Source organism: Pedobacter terrae (genome assembly GCF_036946585.1).
GTDB classification, from domain to species: Bacteria; Bacteroidota; Bacteroidia; order Sphingobacteriales; family Sphingobacteriaceae; genus Pedobacter; species Pedobacter terrae_C.
Genome location: NZ_JAQIIV010000019.1, coordinates 74,341 through 90,915, shown reverse-complemented (window position 1 = coordinate 90,915; position 16,575 = coordinate 74,341). Strand labels below are relative to the sequence as shown.

Genomic DNA, 16,575 nt, shown 5'->3' with positions numbered 1-16,575 from the left:
TAAAAAGAGGATTGGATATTGTAGCGATCAACGATTTGATCGAGCCTGATTATATGGCATACATGTTAAAATATGATACTACCCATGGCAAATTTGATGGTACCATTGATGTTGTTGACGGTAACTTAGTTGTTAATGGCAAAACCATCCGCGTAACTGCAGAGAGAAATCCAGCTGATTTAAAATGGGATGCTGTAGGTGTTGAAGTGGTAATTGAATCAACAGGTTTATTTTTAACCCGTGTTGATGCAGAAAAACACATTGCTGCAGGTGCCAAAAAAGTAGTTTTCTCTGCTCCTGCTAAAGATAGCGACATCCCTACTTATGTAATGGGTGTTAACCACGATAAATTAACTGCAGATCAAACAATTGTTTCTAACGCATCTTGTACTACAAACTGTTTAGCACCAATTGCTAAAGTTTTAAATGATAACTTCGGTATTGTTGAAGGTTTAATGAGTACAATCCATGCAGTAACTGCGACCCAAAAAACTGTTGATGGTCCTTCTGCAAAAGACTGGAGAGGTGGCCGTGGTGGTTTTTCTAACATCATTCCTTCTTCTACTGGTGCTGCTAAAGCAGTAGGTATGGTACTACCTGAATTAAAAGGTAAATTAACGGGTATGTCTTTCCGTGTTCCTGTTGCTGATGTTTCGGTAGTAGATTTAACTGCACGTTTAGAAAAACCAGCTACTTACGAGCAAATTAAAGCCGCGATGAAAGCAGCCTCTGAAGGGGAATTAAAAGGTGTATTGGCTTATACCGAGGATGAAGTTGTATCATCTGACTTCATCGGTGATGACCATGCCTCAATTTTTGATGCCAAAGCTGGTATTTCATTAAATGATAACTTCGTTAAAGTGGTATCTTGGTATGATAACGAGTGGGGATACTCTTCTGCACTAGCTAAATTTGTAGAATATTACGCAAGTTTATAATTAAAAAAATGCATTAGGCATTTTTAAACCTTGTAAAAGGCAACATTATTCAATTAATGTTGCCTTTTTATTTTAGAAACTATTTTCGTCAGTAAAAATCTCTATAAAAAACATAACAAAAATTTATTTTATGAAATTTACCGCTTCAGTATTCCTTAAATCATTAAAAAAAGATGAAGTTCTATTAAAAAAAATTAATTGAATCTATTTTAAGCTGTAGTAAAGCTCAATCACAGCCAAATAGCATGACAATTAACGATATTTAACATTTTGTTAACATATTTTCATACTATATTGTAATATCACCTTTTTAAATCCTGAAATCTCCCTAAAAAAGAATGGGAAATAAAAAATGACAAAAAAAAAACTTAAAATTTTCTTAGTGTATTTTTTACACTATCATTTTTTTTACTATATTTGTATCATAATAAACGGAACGAAGTTTGTTATCAATAGAAAAAGATAAATCACTTTCTGGATAAACCCAGGTTTAGAAAGAAAGTTAAAGACAAAGCCTGGCTCATAACAGGTTTATATTTGGTTAGAAAAAAGAGATACGTCTGGATGGAGTATCTCTTTTCTTTTATATGGAGTTTTTTATTTACGAGAAGATAAATGTTCCTGGCAAAATATCAAGATTGATAACAGACACCACAATTGCTTTAAAATAAGTTAAATATTTAGCACACCTTACCTGAAACCTAAGCTTTTTAGAATCACGATCGACCAATCCCAAACATTCCTGATCGGACTAAGTTAAATTGCAGAATAAAACTTCTTTGTTTTATATTTGTTAGAAACCATTTGCCATCTAGCATTTTTAAAACAGCCTCCATTAATGAGTAAGTTTAGCAAGCCCTCAAATACCACTAATGAATATGAATCTCAGCGTCTAAACAAACTCAGGCGTTACGACATTATTGATTCGCCCCCTGAACTTCTTTTTGACCTGATTGCCGAGATAGCCAAGACCACCTTTAAAGCAGGAGGATCTTTTATTTCATTTATTGATGACACACAGGTATACTTTAAGGCGAATACCAGCCGGATACAGGATTGGGTAATTGGAAAAGAAGATAGCTTATGCGCCGTAGCTTCACAATCGGCCGAAATTACCCTGATTCAGGATACCGAAACACATGCCGAAGTTAAAAATAATGCTTACGTTAAAATGGACAATGGAATCCGATTTTATGCTGCTGCGCCAATTGTTACAATGGAAGGCTATGTAATTGGAACTATAAGCATAATAGACAACAAACCCAGATACGATATTGAACAAGACCAATTGATGGTATTGAAATGGCTGGCCCGGATTACCCTTGAAAAATTAGAGTCGCGGCTAATTAACCGCATCTCGGTACGTGCTTACGATGACCGTTTGCACCGCCTGGCGCACGACATGAAAAACCCGGCCACTTCACTGATTGCTTATGGTCAACTTTTAGATAAAAGTTTGCTCTCACAGGAAAAACTTGCATCATTAGGTAAAAAAATTGAGCAAACTGGCCGGAACATTGAACAAACGATGAATAACTTGCTTAATGAAGCCAAAAATGAGAATGCCGCGATAGACCTTAAATTCGAAACCATTAAGGTAATGAACCTGATCAATACGGCGGCTGCAACTTTTGATTCTACACTAAAAGAAAAACACCAAACGCTTAAAATAAGTTGCCAAACTGATGGCTATATCCAGGTAGATCAAGAACGCATAAATGACGTTTTCAACAACCTCTTGAGTAATGCGATTAAATATTCGCATGAAGGTGCGCAGATTGAAATAATCTGCAGTGAAGAGTCTAACAATATTGTATTTGAATTTAAAGATGATGGGTTAGGTATGACTAAAGAAGATATCTCGAAATTGTTTACCAAATTTGCCAAGCTATCATCGGTACCAACTGCAAAAGAACGCTCAAACGGCATTGGGCTTTATATCGTTAAAACGCTGGTGCAGCTACATGGTGGTAAAGTATGGGCAAGCAGCGCCGGTAAAAATTTAGGTAGCTCGTTTTTTATTTCCCTGCCAAAACAAGAAAGCTTACCGATTACGGATTAATACAAAATTAATCTCATTTTTCCCACCACTGATTTCAAAAGATGAAATAAATGAAATCACAGGCACCAAAAAGTTCATTGAGACTAATTATTGAATTGATGATCACATCAAAAACATTGGATCCCCGCAAATAAAAAGACTTCAACATTAAGCATCTGATCATCCAAGAGAAAGATTACCACCGTAAAACAAGCAGATCAAGAAAGGCCTACTCCTTAATATCCGAAGCCAAAGTAAAAAAGGGATGTAACCTCCGGCTACATCCCTTATCTAAATTAACGCTCTCAACTTATGAAGTTGTATAAGGCTCTCACCCCTTATGCCTACAATATTACGGCGGAAAGATTAAGATTTGATGAAGATTTTAAATTATTCGTAAATTAATTGATTTTTTTTCGTTTTATATCTGATAAAAAAAAGCTCAATGGTTTAATGCCCAAATACAACCATCTTTATTGAGTTTAAGACATTCCATCAAGTCACGCCGTTTGCTTAACCATTTTACTCCGTATTCGGCTCAACGTTTCAAGGCGCATCCCCAGGTAAGTGGCCATATAGCGCAAAGGAACCCTGGATGCATCAAAAGGATTTAGCTCTATGAATTTTTCGTAACGCCTTTCCGCAGATGGGATCCGTGCCAGCATCGACCGTTCTGAAGCTGCATGGTACTGGAGTTCAAGTATCTTTCGCCATATTATATTTGTCTCCTGATAATTTGCATAAAGCTCATCAATTAACAAGTATGGAATAGCAACTAATTCTGAATTTGCCAATGCCTGTAGATATTCGATTGAAGGCTCTGGAGGGGCGCCTGGATGTTGAATGGCGCCAACAAATTCGTTACCCTACGCTAATCCAGGTTGTAATTTCTTTACTCCCATCTTTAATGAAACCTCTTACCAGGCCAGATACTACAAAAAAAAACGCAATTATTATTATCTATAGGCGATAGAATGTGTTTATTCTTCATGATGAGCAGAGGCTCCACGTTTTTTTCTATTTTTTGGATAAATTCTGAAGTTATAGGACATAACTGACCAAAATAGTTTAACATAGCGTTTACCAAAAACGCCTTTTGGGATTCGAGCATACACAAATAGGGTTAGGCTTTAGACCTTTAATTATAGCAATTTCGAATGAAATATAAAAATATAATAGACTATCAAGTCCGTTAATATTTAATGATCCTTATGGTGTATACTTTTTAATGGTTTTAAGCGCGAACTGATTTATCCAGGTAAAAATTCTAAGCTTAGTTTTATCAAACTGTGGAAAAGATTGCCAGGCTTCAAAAAATGTTTGTTCTAAAATCAACTTAGCTTTTTCTTCATTTTCCACATGCCTCATAATGTTCCCATAAACAGCTGGCGAATATTTTTGATAAAGTGCTTTGAACGTAGCACCATCATACGACTGCACGGAGGTAAAAAAGAAATTATCATCCGATAAATCAGCTTTATTGGCGACAATTAGATCTTTATAATTAGTTCCAGAGTATAATGGCTGCATGAGTGAATTGATATTGGTTAATAACACACCGAGTTTCTGTTTGTTTATGCAATGTCAGAAAATCAAACAACCGAATGGAGTATAAATATATAGCTTTCAAATATCAACTAAAAGGCGACAGAATAAACTTCCTTAACATATCTTTAGAAACAAATGGCATAGCCATATACGTTCAGTAACATAAATTCAATATAAAACTGCTACTTATAAAATCGAGGCATCAAAAATAGCACTTTGGCTTTCTGCTTTTTGCGGTTTGTAAATAATAACCAATAGATACCTCGTGAGAGCCATAATCGTAATTACCAAGCTTATTTAAACTATAATCATAACCGTAACCAATCCGGAGGTTGTTGCGAACAAAGAATTCCGTAATCAGTCCGACGGCACTTTTTGCATCTAAATCGTTTGGTAATGCTGGCTTAGGATAAAGTTTTACAGAGGTCCTATACGCAGCACCTAACAAGAGCTTTTCCCTGATCATTAAAAAAGCATTAAGATCTAATGAGGTTGGCCCATTTAAATCATCCTTAATTAAAAAAGTGGGTTTGAACATAAAGTCATTATCCATGGGAAATACCATTCCCGCCGTTAAATAAAAATGCGGTTTCGAAGTAATACTAAGGAGATTATTATTTCTGAAAACCGGAAGATACTGTGTAAGCAGGTTATTGACAGAAAATCCGATAAACAATTTCTTGCTCGAATAATGCACACCTGCCCTGATATCCGGTACAGTTCTACTTTCGTAACCAGTCGGAATGCGGTTATCGCCAGTTTCGGTAGGATTCAGCAAACTGCCGTTCAGTCCCATTTGCATTACGCCGATGCCAAAACCAAATGCGAGTACATTGGTTTCGTTGCGGTCCAATTTAATCCGGTATGCAAAATTACCTGATAAATTCAACGAGTTCTGCGCGCCAATTTTATCCTTGGATACCAACAAACCCAATCCTAAACGTTCTTCTTTAGCTGTCCCATCTACCGATAAAGAAAGCGTTTGGGGCGCCCCCTGTATACCTGCCCATTGCGCCCGTACAAAGGCCTGCATGTAGAGTTCTTCTTTATAGCCGGCATAAGCTGGATTGATGTACAGACCATTGAACATATATTGTCCAAATTGGGCATTCTGCTGAGCGGACACACAGAGACAAAATAAATTAAACAATATTGCTAAGAATATCTTTCTCATATTCACACCTTTTAAATTTCGTTTATCTCATTACGGTTAGATAACCTTTAAATTCCTGCCATTGCGTATTTGCAGTTTTCACCCTAATCACATAAAAATAAGTTCCATCTATTAAGCCATTCGCCGTCCAATCGTTTAGATAGCCTTTCTTTTCATAAACCGTACTTCCCCAACGGTTAATAATGGTAAGCTGATTTTCGGTATAAAGATCCAAACCTTCAATAACAAAGGTTTCATTCTTTCCATCACCATTTGGTGTAAATACATTTGGAATTTTAAGTCCAATAATTTCCTTATTATCGATAGATACATTGTTTGACGGATCCGGATCTGTTTCATTCATTGTAACAGTGGCGCGGTTAATCACATAACCAGGTTTCACTGACCTTACATTAATGACTAGCTCAACAAAACTGCCATTTGCAAGTGATGGTATAGACCACGAGACCGTTTTGGTTTGTTGGTCATAATTTGCGGTACCAACAGCGGCATCAACACTCAAAAAGATCAGATTTTCCGGAAGTTCGTCTTTTACAAGCAGATCCGTAGCCATACCCAACCCGTTATTGCGAACCAACAAATTATATTTAAATACTTCAGTATTCATTACTCGCCTGCTTTCCGACCTTTTAACAATGGAAACATCTGCTAAAACCAGTGGATCCATAATCACTTCCATTTGTTCAGAGGGGTCTGAGCTACATCCAGCTAAGCTAAAAGTAATAACGGTATATTTTCCGGCTGCATTTACAACATAATCTTGCAGGGTAGCACCCAAAATAGCTTCCCTATTTTTAAACCATTGGTAAGATGTGGCACCTATACCATTGGCTCTAAGTTTAACGGTAACACCTGGTTTAATGTTCAACGTGTTTGGATTAGATGATTGAGCAAAGCATGCCGCTGCAAAAAGCAGCAGCACAAAGGGTATAAGTATTCCAAATCTGTTAAACATCATCATGGTTAAACCTGCTCAACAGCAATACCTACGGTACTATCGAGATCGTTGCTTTACCTGGTTTAGCTGTAACTGTTATGGCTTTATTCGCAGTTGCGGTACAACTTGTTCCGCCTACAAACGGAACGGCGCCAGTAGCATAACTTCCAACAGCGGCAAAAACATAGTCACCTGGAGCCACGCCAGCTTTAAGCGTAAAAGTATCACCTGAAGTAGACACTGTTCCCAAAGTTGTAATATCAGTTACCGCAGTACCGGCTAGTGTTGCTGACCAGGTATAAGCCATAGTTACACCCGTTGGTAAGGTTATTGAAGCATCTTTACTAGCTGTAATTATTGTAGCAGCTGTTTGATCGGTACAATACACACTTCCCGGAGCTGCAACAGCAATAACAGGAGCAGGCAATTTTTCCACAACTGTATTATCAGAGGCATCGCTAGGGCAAAGATTTCCATCAGCTGGTATAACCTGAACTGAATAAGTATGGCTTCCGACAGCTAGGCCCGCAGCAATCTGATAAGAAGCATTTGAACCATTATATATTACTGCGGCCTCCGCAGTTCCATCAACCGTCCACACAATTTTATCGCCGTTAGCAGGTGTATAGCCAGAGAACGCGGGATTCAATTTTACAGTATTCGTTCCGCACAAATATGCACTTGGCGTTTGTGCAAAAGCACTTACCGGCAATAAGCACATTAAAAGCGCAAAGATTTTCAGATTACGTTTTTTAGTTTGTTTTGTCATGATTTTAAGTGGTTAGATTGAATAATTTATTTTCTTTTTAATTAATTGACACTGTTGGTTTATGAGGCACCAGCTTTACCCTTAAACTAAAAGGGACGGCACGTTCACAACCATCTGGATTTTTAATGGTCAAAACTCCATGGTATACTGCAACAGGAGTAGTTGATGGTATGTTAATGTTAATTTCATTTGCGGGTAAAACCTGATTTAAAACAGCAGGCAATAAATTACCAACCCATGAAATACTATAACTCACTGGATTAGAAACCGCATTATAGTACATAACTTTAGTTGTTGTCACTCCTTCACAAATACTTATATCCGGCCCTAATGTTAAATTCGGCTGTGAATTAACGGCTAGTGAGAAATCTACTTTTTTGGCACAATAAATCGCATCTTCAGCAACCGTGTAACTAATTACGGTATTACCAGCAGCCATTGCGTTAACTTTACCAGTTGCATCTATCGTTGCAACACCAGCATCACCTGTACTCCAAGTTCCATTTGGATAAACATTTGTAAATGTTGTATTTGTTCCTGCACACATCACAGTTACTCCACTTATTGCAGGTACAGGAGCATATTGTTTTACCGTAACTTCTACAGGTTTGGCACCACCGACATTTTTACATCCTGTTACTGTGTTAACCGCTTCTACATAGTAAATAGTACTTGTAGTTAAAGTGGGTGTTGTGTATGTGGTACCAGTATTAAGTGGTGTTGTACCAGAGGATGACGAATACCAATGATAAGTGCAACCCGCGTCAGGTTCAGTAATCGAGAGCACGGCAGAAGAACCACTACAGATGATGACGTTGGATATCGTAAGCACGGGTAACGGATTAACCTGCAATTTCACCCTTAAACGTTCAGAAACGGCGGTAGCACAATATGTCCTGCTTGCCTGAACATAATAGTTATAATTTCCTGGTGCAAGCGTATTTGGGGGTGTGAAAGTTAGCCCGGTGTGTACCAAATTGCCTCCTGTATCGGCATCATACCATTTATATTCGGTGCAGTCCTGTGCATTCTGAATAACAAATGTTGCTGTTTGCCCCTGACAAACCATTTTTTCTTCTGTAGATGTAGGATCAGCCAGTGTGCGTGGTTTTACCAGTTTACGTTTAATATCATATATCCTTAAACGGCTAAAAGCCCCAGTAAGTCCGCCCATTGTAATCTCCAAGCGGTCGTAAACGTTAGCTACTGAAAACTTTAAATTATATTTACTTGTTGATCCAGGAAGCAGTTTGAGGTTTAAAAACGTACTTGTGTTTGCAAATGCTGACCCAGCTTTAACCCCATTCAAATAAGGTTGTATGCTAAAACCCGTTAAAAGGCTGAGATCCAATAGCCCACCACCAGGATTTTCGAGTATAATACTAACCGAATCTGCAGGCTGTGAAGGTTTACTAAATACAGCAGTTAAATATACCTGGTTCAGTATGGAAGTACCCACATCAATCAGGGCAAAGCTATTTGGATCTGCATCAATGGCACTCAAAGGATTCGTAACACTTCCGGTTAGATTAGTAACACCGCCTAAAGAAGTTGGTTTTACACCTGATAATACATCAATTGCGTCATCACAATTAATTGAACCTGTATTAAGTTCCAAAATATAAGCATGGAAAACTTTCATTGATAAAGCTGTAGATACTACCGCACCTACAATCTTAATATATATTCCATTGAAATCTTGTGTAGGAGTAACCGTAATTTCCATTTCTCCTGCTCCACCAATCACTCCGGCAATATTTGCGGAAGTATAAATTGGGTTCTTTGTTGCATCATATCCAGAATCATATCCATAACCTGCTAAGGGCTTATTTGCTGAAACAGCATGTAGATCCGTAAAACTTCCAATCTCAAAATTGCTCAAAAGCCCAAGAAGTTCTTTCGGTAGTGCCAGTTTAACTGTTACTGTAGTATTTGCAGGAATTTTACGTTTACCAGCGTTGGTGCCATCAGTAGTAAACTCCAGAAATTGTGTGGCAGAACCTGTAAGCCCTAACACTCCAATTGGAACTGATAAGGTTGATGCATCTTTAACCTGTCCATTTACAGCATTTGATGCATTAGTGATATTACCGTATAAATTTCCACCTAAAACACTAAATCCATCAAGATACGCCCCTTGAAAGTTTGCATATGTACGCGTTGTATTTTCACACTGTGCATATAAATACGCAGGCAAAAAAAATAACACAAATACCAAGAAAAATTGACAAGAGCGCCTTTTCAATGTAAGTTTGAGATAATGTGAAAAATAAAATCGTTTGTTTGCCGAGCACAAAAATACTGCTGGCGAACGCTAAATTATTCGTTCACTTTATTCATTAAATAGCTTATCAACAAGTAAAAGCCTTACCTTCTCATTATCTGTCGATGAAAACAAAGTTGTATTAAAGTAATCGCTGCATCTACTTTCAGAATGAAAATTTGTACTGTATATAAATGTTTACTTTGCGCTATCCAATCAATAAGACTGCCTTTGGATTATTTGTATTGACTTAGTTTTATCGATGAATAACATTTGGTAGAGCGAATGCAATTTGTTTGGCTATGCACCATTACTTTAGCATTTCATAATATTCAGGCTCAGATCAAAGGTTTAAGTGAGCAATATGAAAAGAAATTTAGAAATGAAAATCTATATTAATAGCTGATAATGACATCAATCTCTAACTTAACAGTATTAAAAAATAAAGCTTGCTAAAAAACAATGGTTATTGTATCTTTGCAGCCGCTCTGGAAGCTTCCACTCCAGGGCTTAAGAAAGCTTTCCAGCAATGGGAAGCTTTTCTTATTTGATTAATTATCTTTTTTTGACTAACCATTAGACAGGCATCCATTTAATTTTTTTGCACTAAGCCTCGATAACGTTCGCCGTTTGCAACGCCATAAAGTTGTCAGAATTATTGAAACAAAGCCTTTCCTTTTGATGGACTTGTAATAAGATAAATCCCTACAAACTGTATTCTAGGGATAAAATCAGTATATTTTATTTGCTTTTAAAAATCGTTACAGCCAAGGGTGGTAAATTGACAATGATTGAATATCTCTGCCCGTTATAGTCTTTCAGATCAGGAACAATATCGCCTCTGTTGTTGATACCGCCACCATAATAAACAATATCATCAGTATTAAAAATCTCTTTCCATTTGGTTTTAAACGGTACCCCAATTCTATAATTTTCGCGAACTACTGGAGTTAAGTTTATGGCAATAACCAAGGTATCTTTGGCCTTAGGTCCTTTGCGCATGTACACAAATACAGATTCGTTTGCATTATCGGCATCAATCCATTGAAAACCTTCAGAACTAAAATTGAAATGATATAATGCAGGTTCTTTGCGATACAGAAAATTTAAGGCTTTTACTGTTTCCTGCATACCTTTATGCGGAGCATACTGTAGTAAATGCCAATCTAATGATTGTGTAAAGTTCCACTCGTTGGTTTGGCCAAACTCGTTGCCCATAAATAACAGTTTTGCTCCTGGGTGCGTAAACATGTAACCATAAAGCGCCCTTAAATTGGCGAATTTCTGCCAATCGTCGCCAGGCATCTTATAAAGCATCGGCGACTTTCCATGTACCACTTCATCATGTGAAAATGGAAGCATAAAGTTTTCGGTAAAAGCATAAGTCATGCTAAAACTCAACTGATTATGGTGATGTTTTCTACCCAATGTATCTATCTTGAAATACTTTAAAGTATCATTCATCCAGCCCATCATCCATTTCATACCGAAACCCAATCCACCTGTATGTACCGGATGGGTTACGCCCGGATAAGTACTGCTTTCTTCCGCAATAGTTTGTACGCCTTCAAAATTTCCATAAACTGCAACGTTCAGATCTTGCAAAAACTGTATAGCTCCCAGGTTTTCACTTCCGCCGTACTCATTGGTTGCAGATTCTCCTTCCTCTCTCGAAAAAGTAAAATATAACATCGAAGCCACTGCATCTACCCTTAATCCATCGGCATGATATTGATCGAGCCAGAATATGGCATTACTGATCAGGAAGGACCTTACTTCATTTCTATCATAATTAAAAATATACGATTTCCAATCCGGATGAAATCCTTTGCGCATGTCAGCATGCTCATAAAGGTGTGTGCCGTCAAATTCATATAAACCATGCCTGTCGCCTGGAAAATGAGAAGGTACCCAGTCTAATATTACTGCAATATTGGCTTTATGCAAGGCATCAATAAGGTACATTAAATCCTGTGGAGAGCCATAGCGCGAGCTTGCACCAAAATACCCGGTTATCTGGTAACCCCAGCTCGGAAAAAATGGAAACTCCATTACAGGCATCAGTTCTACATGGGTAAAACCCATTTCCTTTACATAAGGCACAAGTCTGCTGGCCACTTCCCTGCAGGTTAAAACACGCTCCGGATTATCCGGATCACGCTCCCAGGAGCCCAAATGTACTTCATATACCGATATTGGCTGGTCTAAGGCACTCAGCTTTGCCCTTTTGTTTAGCCAAGACTTGTCTTTCCAGGTAAAATCGGTGTCCCAAACAATAGAAGCCGTTTGCGGCGGATGCTCCCACCTGCGCGCATAAGGATCACCTTTTAAATGTTCAGATTCATCGAAGCCTTTTACAAAATATTTATAAACTTCACCTTTGGCTATACCAGGAATAAAACCTTCCCAAATACCTGATTTATCCCATCGTTTGTTCAAACCATGTGAGGTCTTGGTCCAATCGTTAAAATCACCAACCACACTTACTGCAATGGCATTGGGCGCCCATACCGAAAAATATGCTCCTGCTGTGCCATCAACAATAATCAGGTGCGACCCCATTTTCTCATAAAGCCTAAAATGCTTCCCAACCAGAAAAAGATCGATATCATAATCGGTAAATAAACTGTGTGCCCAAACCGCTTTTGTACGATCGGTTTCGGCTAAAGCTGCTTTTTTTGCAGTAACTTTTTTTGCTGATGGCATAGCTGTTGTTGGCTAGATAAATTTAGCGCCCAAATGCTAAACAACATTTGGGGCTAAAAGATTTACAGACTTAAAATCTGTATTTCAGAGAAATTTTTATTGCATTTAAAATGCAGTACTTGCTGGTCATCGGTATAAAAATCGGTAACTTCTTTATTATCTATAATAATTTTTTTCACCTGGAATTTCAAACCAATGATATTGCAAACATAAAATTCATAATTGGGCGTATACAAGCCTTCAATACGTTGGTTTATCTTTATGGCTTGGGTATCACCTTTTACGGTAAACTTCTTTTCGAGGTAAATATCCTGTTCGTAAGCAAAAGTATCACCATGATCTTCGTACATGTATGAATTTACCTCATAATCACTATGATAGATGTTCAAAATCACCTCTGTAATCGATTTTTCATCTACATATTGCATTACCGGATATTCCGGCAAAACTGAACCGGCGCGTACAAATATCGGCATGCTGTCTATCTTGGCATCAACAGTATATTCGTTGCCGCCTTCTAAAGTTTCATTCGTCCAGAAATTATACCAGCTACCTTTAGGCAGGTAAACTTTACGCGAAATAGCTCCCTGTTCCAATACTGGGCAGATCAAAAGTTTGTCGCCATAGCAAAACTCATCCTGACGGAAGCTGTTGCTGATGTTTTCCTGCTCAAGCATCACCAACGGCCTTAAAATTGGAAAACCATAACGGTGATGCTCCCAGAATACCGAATACAAATAAGGCATTAAACGGTACCTTAACTCGATAAACTTGCGGTTAATATTTTCGAAAAACTCGCCAAAGCTCCAGGGCTCCCGCTCGGCCGTATCACCAGCAGAGTGCGCCCTCATAAACGGGGAGAAAGTACCCAGCTGAATCCAACGGGTAAATAGTTCGCCATCAGGCTCTCCACTAAATCCACCGATATCCGTTCCGCAGAAAGGTACGCCAGAAACGGATAAACGCTGGCACTGAATATTTCCGATCTTTAAGTGTTCCCAGGTGGCAATATTGTCGCCGGTCCACACACTTGCGTAACGCTGCATACCCGAATACCCGGCTCTTGTAATGGTAAATGGGCGTTTGTTGCGCATCAGCTTTTTAAGCCCTTCATAAGTAGAGCGCACCATTTGCATACCGTAAACGTTGTGCGCTTTGCGGTGCGAGCCACGGTAGCCATCGTAATTGTGGCGTACATCATTCGGGAAGGTACCTGAACCAAACACCGCCGGCTCATTCATATCATTCCAGAAACCGGCAACGCCCATATCTACCAGCTCTTTGTATAAATTACCCCACCAAGTACGTACCTTTGGATTGGTAAAATCAGGAAACTGGCAACGGCCAGGCCAAACATGCCCTTCCATATAATAATCGTCGCTACGGCGACAGAAAAATCTTTTCTCTTTACCTTCTTTAAATACCCAGTAGTCATCGTCTACCTTAATTCCAGGATCGATCATTACCACGGTTTTAAAACCATCATCCGAAAGTTCTTTGATCATTCTAGGCGGATCTGGAAAGTACTTTTTATTCCAGGTAAAACAGCGATAACCATCCATGTAATCAATATCCAGGTAAATGGCATCGCAAGGAATTTTACGTTCCCTAAACTGCCTGGCTATCTCTTTAACCTTAGTCTCCGGATAATAACTCCAGCGGCACTGCTGATAGCCCAGCGTCCATTTTGGTGGCATAGGGTGCGTACCTGTTAAAGTAGCGTAACGTTTAACCACATCCATGATATGAGGGCCGTGAATATAGTAATATTGTAATTCACCACCATCGGCCCAGAAACTGGTTTTATTTACATCTTCTGAACCAAAATCGAAGTATGATTTAAAAGTGTTGTCGAAGAAAATACCATATGCGGCCTGGTTATGTAAACCAATATAAAATGGTATAGTACGGTACAAGGGATCCTGGTTCCAGCCATAAGAATAGGCATCGGTATTCCAGTTTTCAAACCGCCTGCCACGCAGGTTGAAATTACCCGATTTATCACCCAAACCAAAGAAATTTTCTTCGGGGTGACATTTTTTAGTTGCATAGATATAATAACCGCCAAAATCTACATTTTCTTCCCAATGCATAGAGTTGGCTTCATCAACCATCATCACATTGGTAATATTATCGTGGAAAGAAATATGGAAATTTGCTTTTTCTATTTTACAGGTAACCGAATGGGTAGAAACGGTATAATGATCATCATGTTCCTGCATTTTAAATACCGAAACTTTTTGGTCTACCTCAGGTACTGCGTAAGAGAAATCATCAAGAAAAACACCATGTGGCGCCAGGCGTACCCTAATAATTTCATCGCTTACCACCCGAATTTCTACTCTTGCATCACCATCAGAGAAATAAAAACGATTACCTTCTTTCTTAACTTTCTTTACTTCACCAAGGTATTGTTTAACGATAGGTTTTACAGATATATCTACCGGATTGTTCAGGTGCTGTATTTCCTGCTCCTTATCAATCAAATCATTTGTTTCGTTGCTTTTATCGTTTTGCGCTTCCATCCTTTTGTATCTATAATCGAATAAACAGTTCTTAAACTGAATTTATTTAAGAAAGTACTATAATACAAATATTTTATTAAAAGGGATCAAGCTTTTTTTCAAGGCCTGTTGATTAAAGTGTATTATTTACACTAAGGCAATCTTTCTCCGACTTGCGTAGAGCGTAAACAATTAAATTTTAAACTAACTAGAATGTAGTTTAACCATTATAAAGCCTTATCTGTCTCATCTTATTTTGAAATATTTTCAAATAATCCTGTTTATACGCTTGTGTTAAAAAACTCTTTTCGATCAAGTCTTTAACATGATCAGCTTGCTTTGAGAATTCTTTATAGATGTTGTCTCTAACCTTATCTGCAATCCCTAAACTAGCCGTAAATTGGTCAAAGTCAGCTCTTTTTATTTTCCGCTTTCTTCCTCCTAAGGTTAAGGCTAAATCTTCTTGATCTTTTGGGTAAATCAAATTAACGTTCAGTAAATCATAAGCTGGCGAAAACAGAATCCCCCTATTAGTATGCAGCAGGGAAAAGTTTTTAAGATGCATATCATTATTTCCTGTTAAAAATGAAAATAGCACTAATCGAAAAAATTTAATTACATCCAGTCCTGAGTTTGAAGCGTAATGTTTAATGACCTTTCCTACACGCTCATAAGAACTTTTATATTTTTGTTCGGTTAATAATTCAGAAAGCTGGCACAAATCTTCTACATGAACTTTCGTACCCTTAACACGGTCAAACCTTTTGGTGATATAAGCAAGTTCATTCGTTGAAGTTTTAATTAAAGCATGTTGAACAGTTTCAATTTTAAAAAGTCTGGCCAGGTGCATCGTCAGATCTTCTACTTCTGGCATAAATTTAAAATCTGTTGATTGTGGTTTCAATATAAAATCACCCCATAGCCCTACCAAAGTTAATCGCCTGTTAGCTTTTTCCCCTGTTAAACTCAATGATATTTTAGGTTGAACCCCTGTAATTGCCAATCTTTCATTTACAGTCAATTGAGCTAATTGATTTAACTTTTCTTTATCTAGTTCCAATTTAGGCACTTCGGCTGTTCCAAAAAACGTTTTTGAGCAAGCAGCATGGTATTCCCCTGTTTCCAGGGATTGATAGCAAAACAAACAATTAGCCATTTTCTTCCACCTCCATTGGATATACAGAAACCGCTCCTATTGTATCCCTACATAAATTTATCAACAGCTCGAAGCGATCTTTCGGATTAAGTTTCCAATATTTTTCACCAATATCTAACAACCATCCCTCTGGTATCAGCCCGTCAAAAAAAGGAAATAATACCTTGTTATGGTATGCATGTTCAGAAAGCGGCAAAGTCAAGCTAATTGCTGAGGCATTTTCATTCTTCAAATATTTCAGATTATATTGAAATATGTATCCGTCATCTGTTTCTGAAAGAATTCCAGCCAGATGATCTTGATAATATATTTTTGCTTTTCTAACCATTCTCATCAATTCGATTAACCACACCAACTTGCTTACCAAACAAGGCTAATACTTCGTTTACTTTATCTAAACGAAGGGTTTTCTTGCCTTGCTCTAAGTCACGAACAAAATTTAATCCAACACCTGCGTTTAAAGCTAAATCTTCCTGGGTTAAACCCAATTCTTTTCGTTTCGCTTTTACAAAAGCCTTTATTGTTTTCATATTATATCC

General features: G+C 37.9%; 13 protein-coding genes. 2 read left to right on the top strand and 11 right to left on the bottom strand.

The genetic code is table 11. From position 1 onward, the window contains the following. Both gap and PGN18_RS19385 read left to right on the top strand, forming a co-directional pair. The coding region (gene gap, locus PGN18_RS19390; RefSeq protein WP_335321235.1) for a type I glyceraldehyde-3-phosphate dehydrogenase at positions 1–938 on the top strand (938 nt) is incomplete at its 5' end. Between the two features lie 838 nt (positions 939–1,776). Beyond that, positions 1,777–3,000, top strand: coding sequence for a GAF domain-containing sensor histidine kinase (locus tag PGN18_RS19385; RefSeq protein WP_335321234.1), 1,224 nt, complete (start codon positions 1,777–1,779; stop codon positions 2,998–3,000). Between the two features lie 479 nt (positions 3,001–3,479). Here the strand turns inward: PGN18_RS19385 and PGN18_RS19380 are convergent, their stop codons facing one another. The 11 genes from PGN18_RS19380 to PGN18_RS19330 form a co-directional block, all read right to left on the bottom strand. Next, the gene (locus PGN18_RS19380) at positions 3,480–3,773 is read right to left on the bottom strand and encodes a hypothetical protein (RefSeq protein WP_335321233.1); all 294 of its coding nucleotides are present in this window, start codon (positions 3,771–3,773) and stop codon (positions 3,480–3,482) included. Positions 3,774–4,188: 415 nt separating this feature from the next. Next, the gene (locus PGN18_RS19375; RefSeq protein ID WP_335321232.1) at positions 4,189–4,509 is read right to left on the bottom strand and encodes a hypothetical protein; all 321 of its coding nucleotides are present in this window, start codon (positions 4,507–4,509) and stop codon (positions 4,189–4,191) included. Positions 4,510–4,729: 220 nt separating this feature from the next. Next, a complete protein-coding gene (locus PGN18_RS19370; RefSeq protein WP_335321231.1) occupies positions 4,730–5,701 on the bottom strand; it encodes a PorP/SprF family type IX secretion system membrane protein in 972 nt (323 codons plus the stop codon). A 22-nt stretch (positions 5,702–5,723) separates the two neighbouring features. After that, a complete protein-coding gene (locus PGN18_RS19365; protein ID WP_335321230.1) occupies positions 5,724–6,569 on the bottom strand; it encodes a gliding motility-associated C-terminal domain-containing protein in 846 nt (281 codons plus the stop codon). Between the two features lie 118 nt (positions 6,570–6,687). After that, the gene (locus PGN18_RS19360) at positions 6,688–7,407 is read right to left on the bottom strand and encodes a hypothetical protein (RefSeq protein ID WP_335321229.1); all 720 of its coding nucleotides are present in this window, start codon (positions 7,405–7,407) and stop codon (positions 6,688–6,690) included. Between the two features lie 37 nt (positions 7,408–7,444). Continuing rightward, entirely contained in the window at positions 7,445–9,604 is a 2,160-nt protein-coding gene (locus PGN18_RS19355) for an immunoglobulin domain-containing protein (protein ID WP_335321228.1), read from the bottom strand. A gap of 807 nt (positions 9,605–10,411) precedes the next feature. Next, positions 10,412–12,376 (bottom strand): 1,4-alpha-glucan branching protein GlgB, encoded by a 1,965-nt coding sequence (gene glgB / locus PGN18_RS19350; protein ID WP_335321227.1) that lies wholly within the window; start codon positions 12,374–12,376, stop codon positions 10,412–10,414. A 62-nt stretch (positions 12,377–12,438) separates the two neighbouring features. Beyond that, entirely contained in the window at positions 12,439–14,901 is a 2,463-nt protein-coding gene (locus PGN18_RS19345; RefSeq protein WP_335321226.1) for a glycoside hydrolase family 31 protein, read from the bottom strand. 199 nt (positions 14,902–15,100) lie between these two features. Beyond that, positions 15,101–16,036, bottom strand: a complete 936-nt coding sequence (locus PGN18_RS19340) for a HipA domain-containing protein (protein WP_335321225.1) — start codon at positions 16,034–16,036, stop codon at positions 15,101–15,103. After that, positions 16,029–16,364 carry a HipA N-terminal domain-containing protein gene (locus tag PGN18_RS19335; RefSeq protein ID WP_335321224.1) on the bottom strand — a complete coding sequence of 112 codons (336 nt, stop codon included), beginning with the start codon at positions 16,362–16,364 and terminating at the stop codon, positions 16,029–16,031. The genes PGN18_RS19340 and PGN18_RS19335 overlap by 8 nt, the downstream gene beginning before the upstream one ends. Then, on the bottom strand, positions 16,357–16,566 hold the full coding sequence (locus tag PGN18_RS19330) for a helix-turn-helix transcriptional regulator (protein WP_335321223.1): 210 nt from the start codon (positions 16,564–16,566) through the stop codon (positions 16,357–16,359). Before PGN18_RS19330 ends, PGN18_RS19335 begins: the two co-directional genes overlap by 8 nt. Positions 16,567–16,575: the final 9 nt, after the last annotated feature.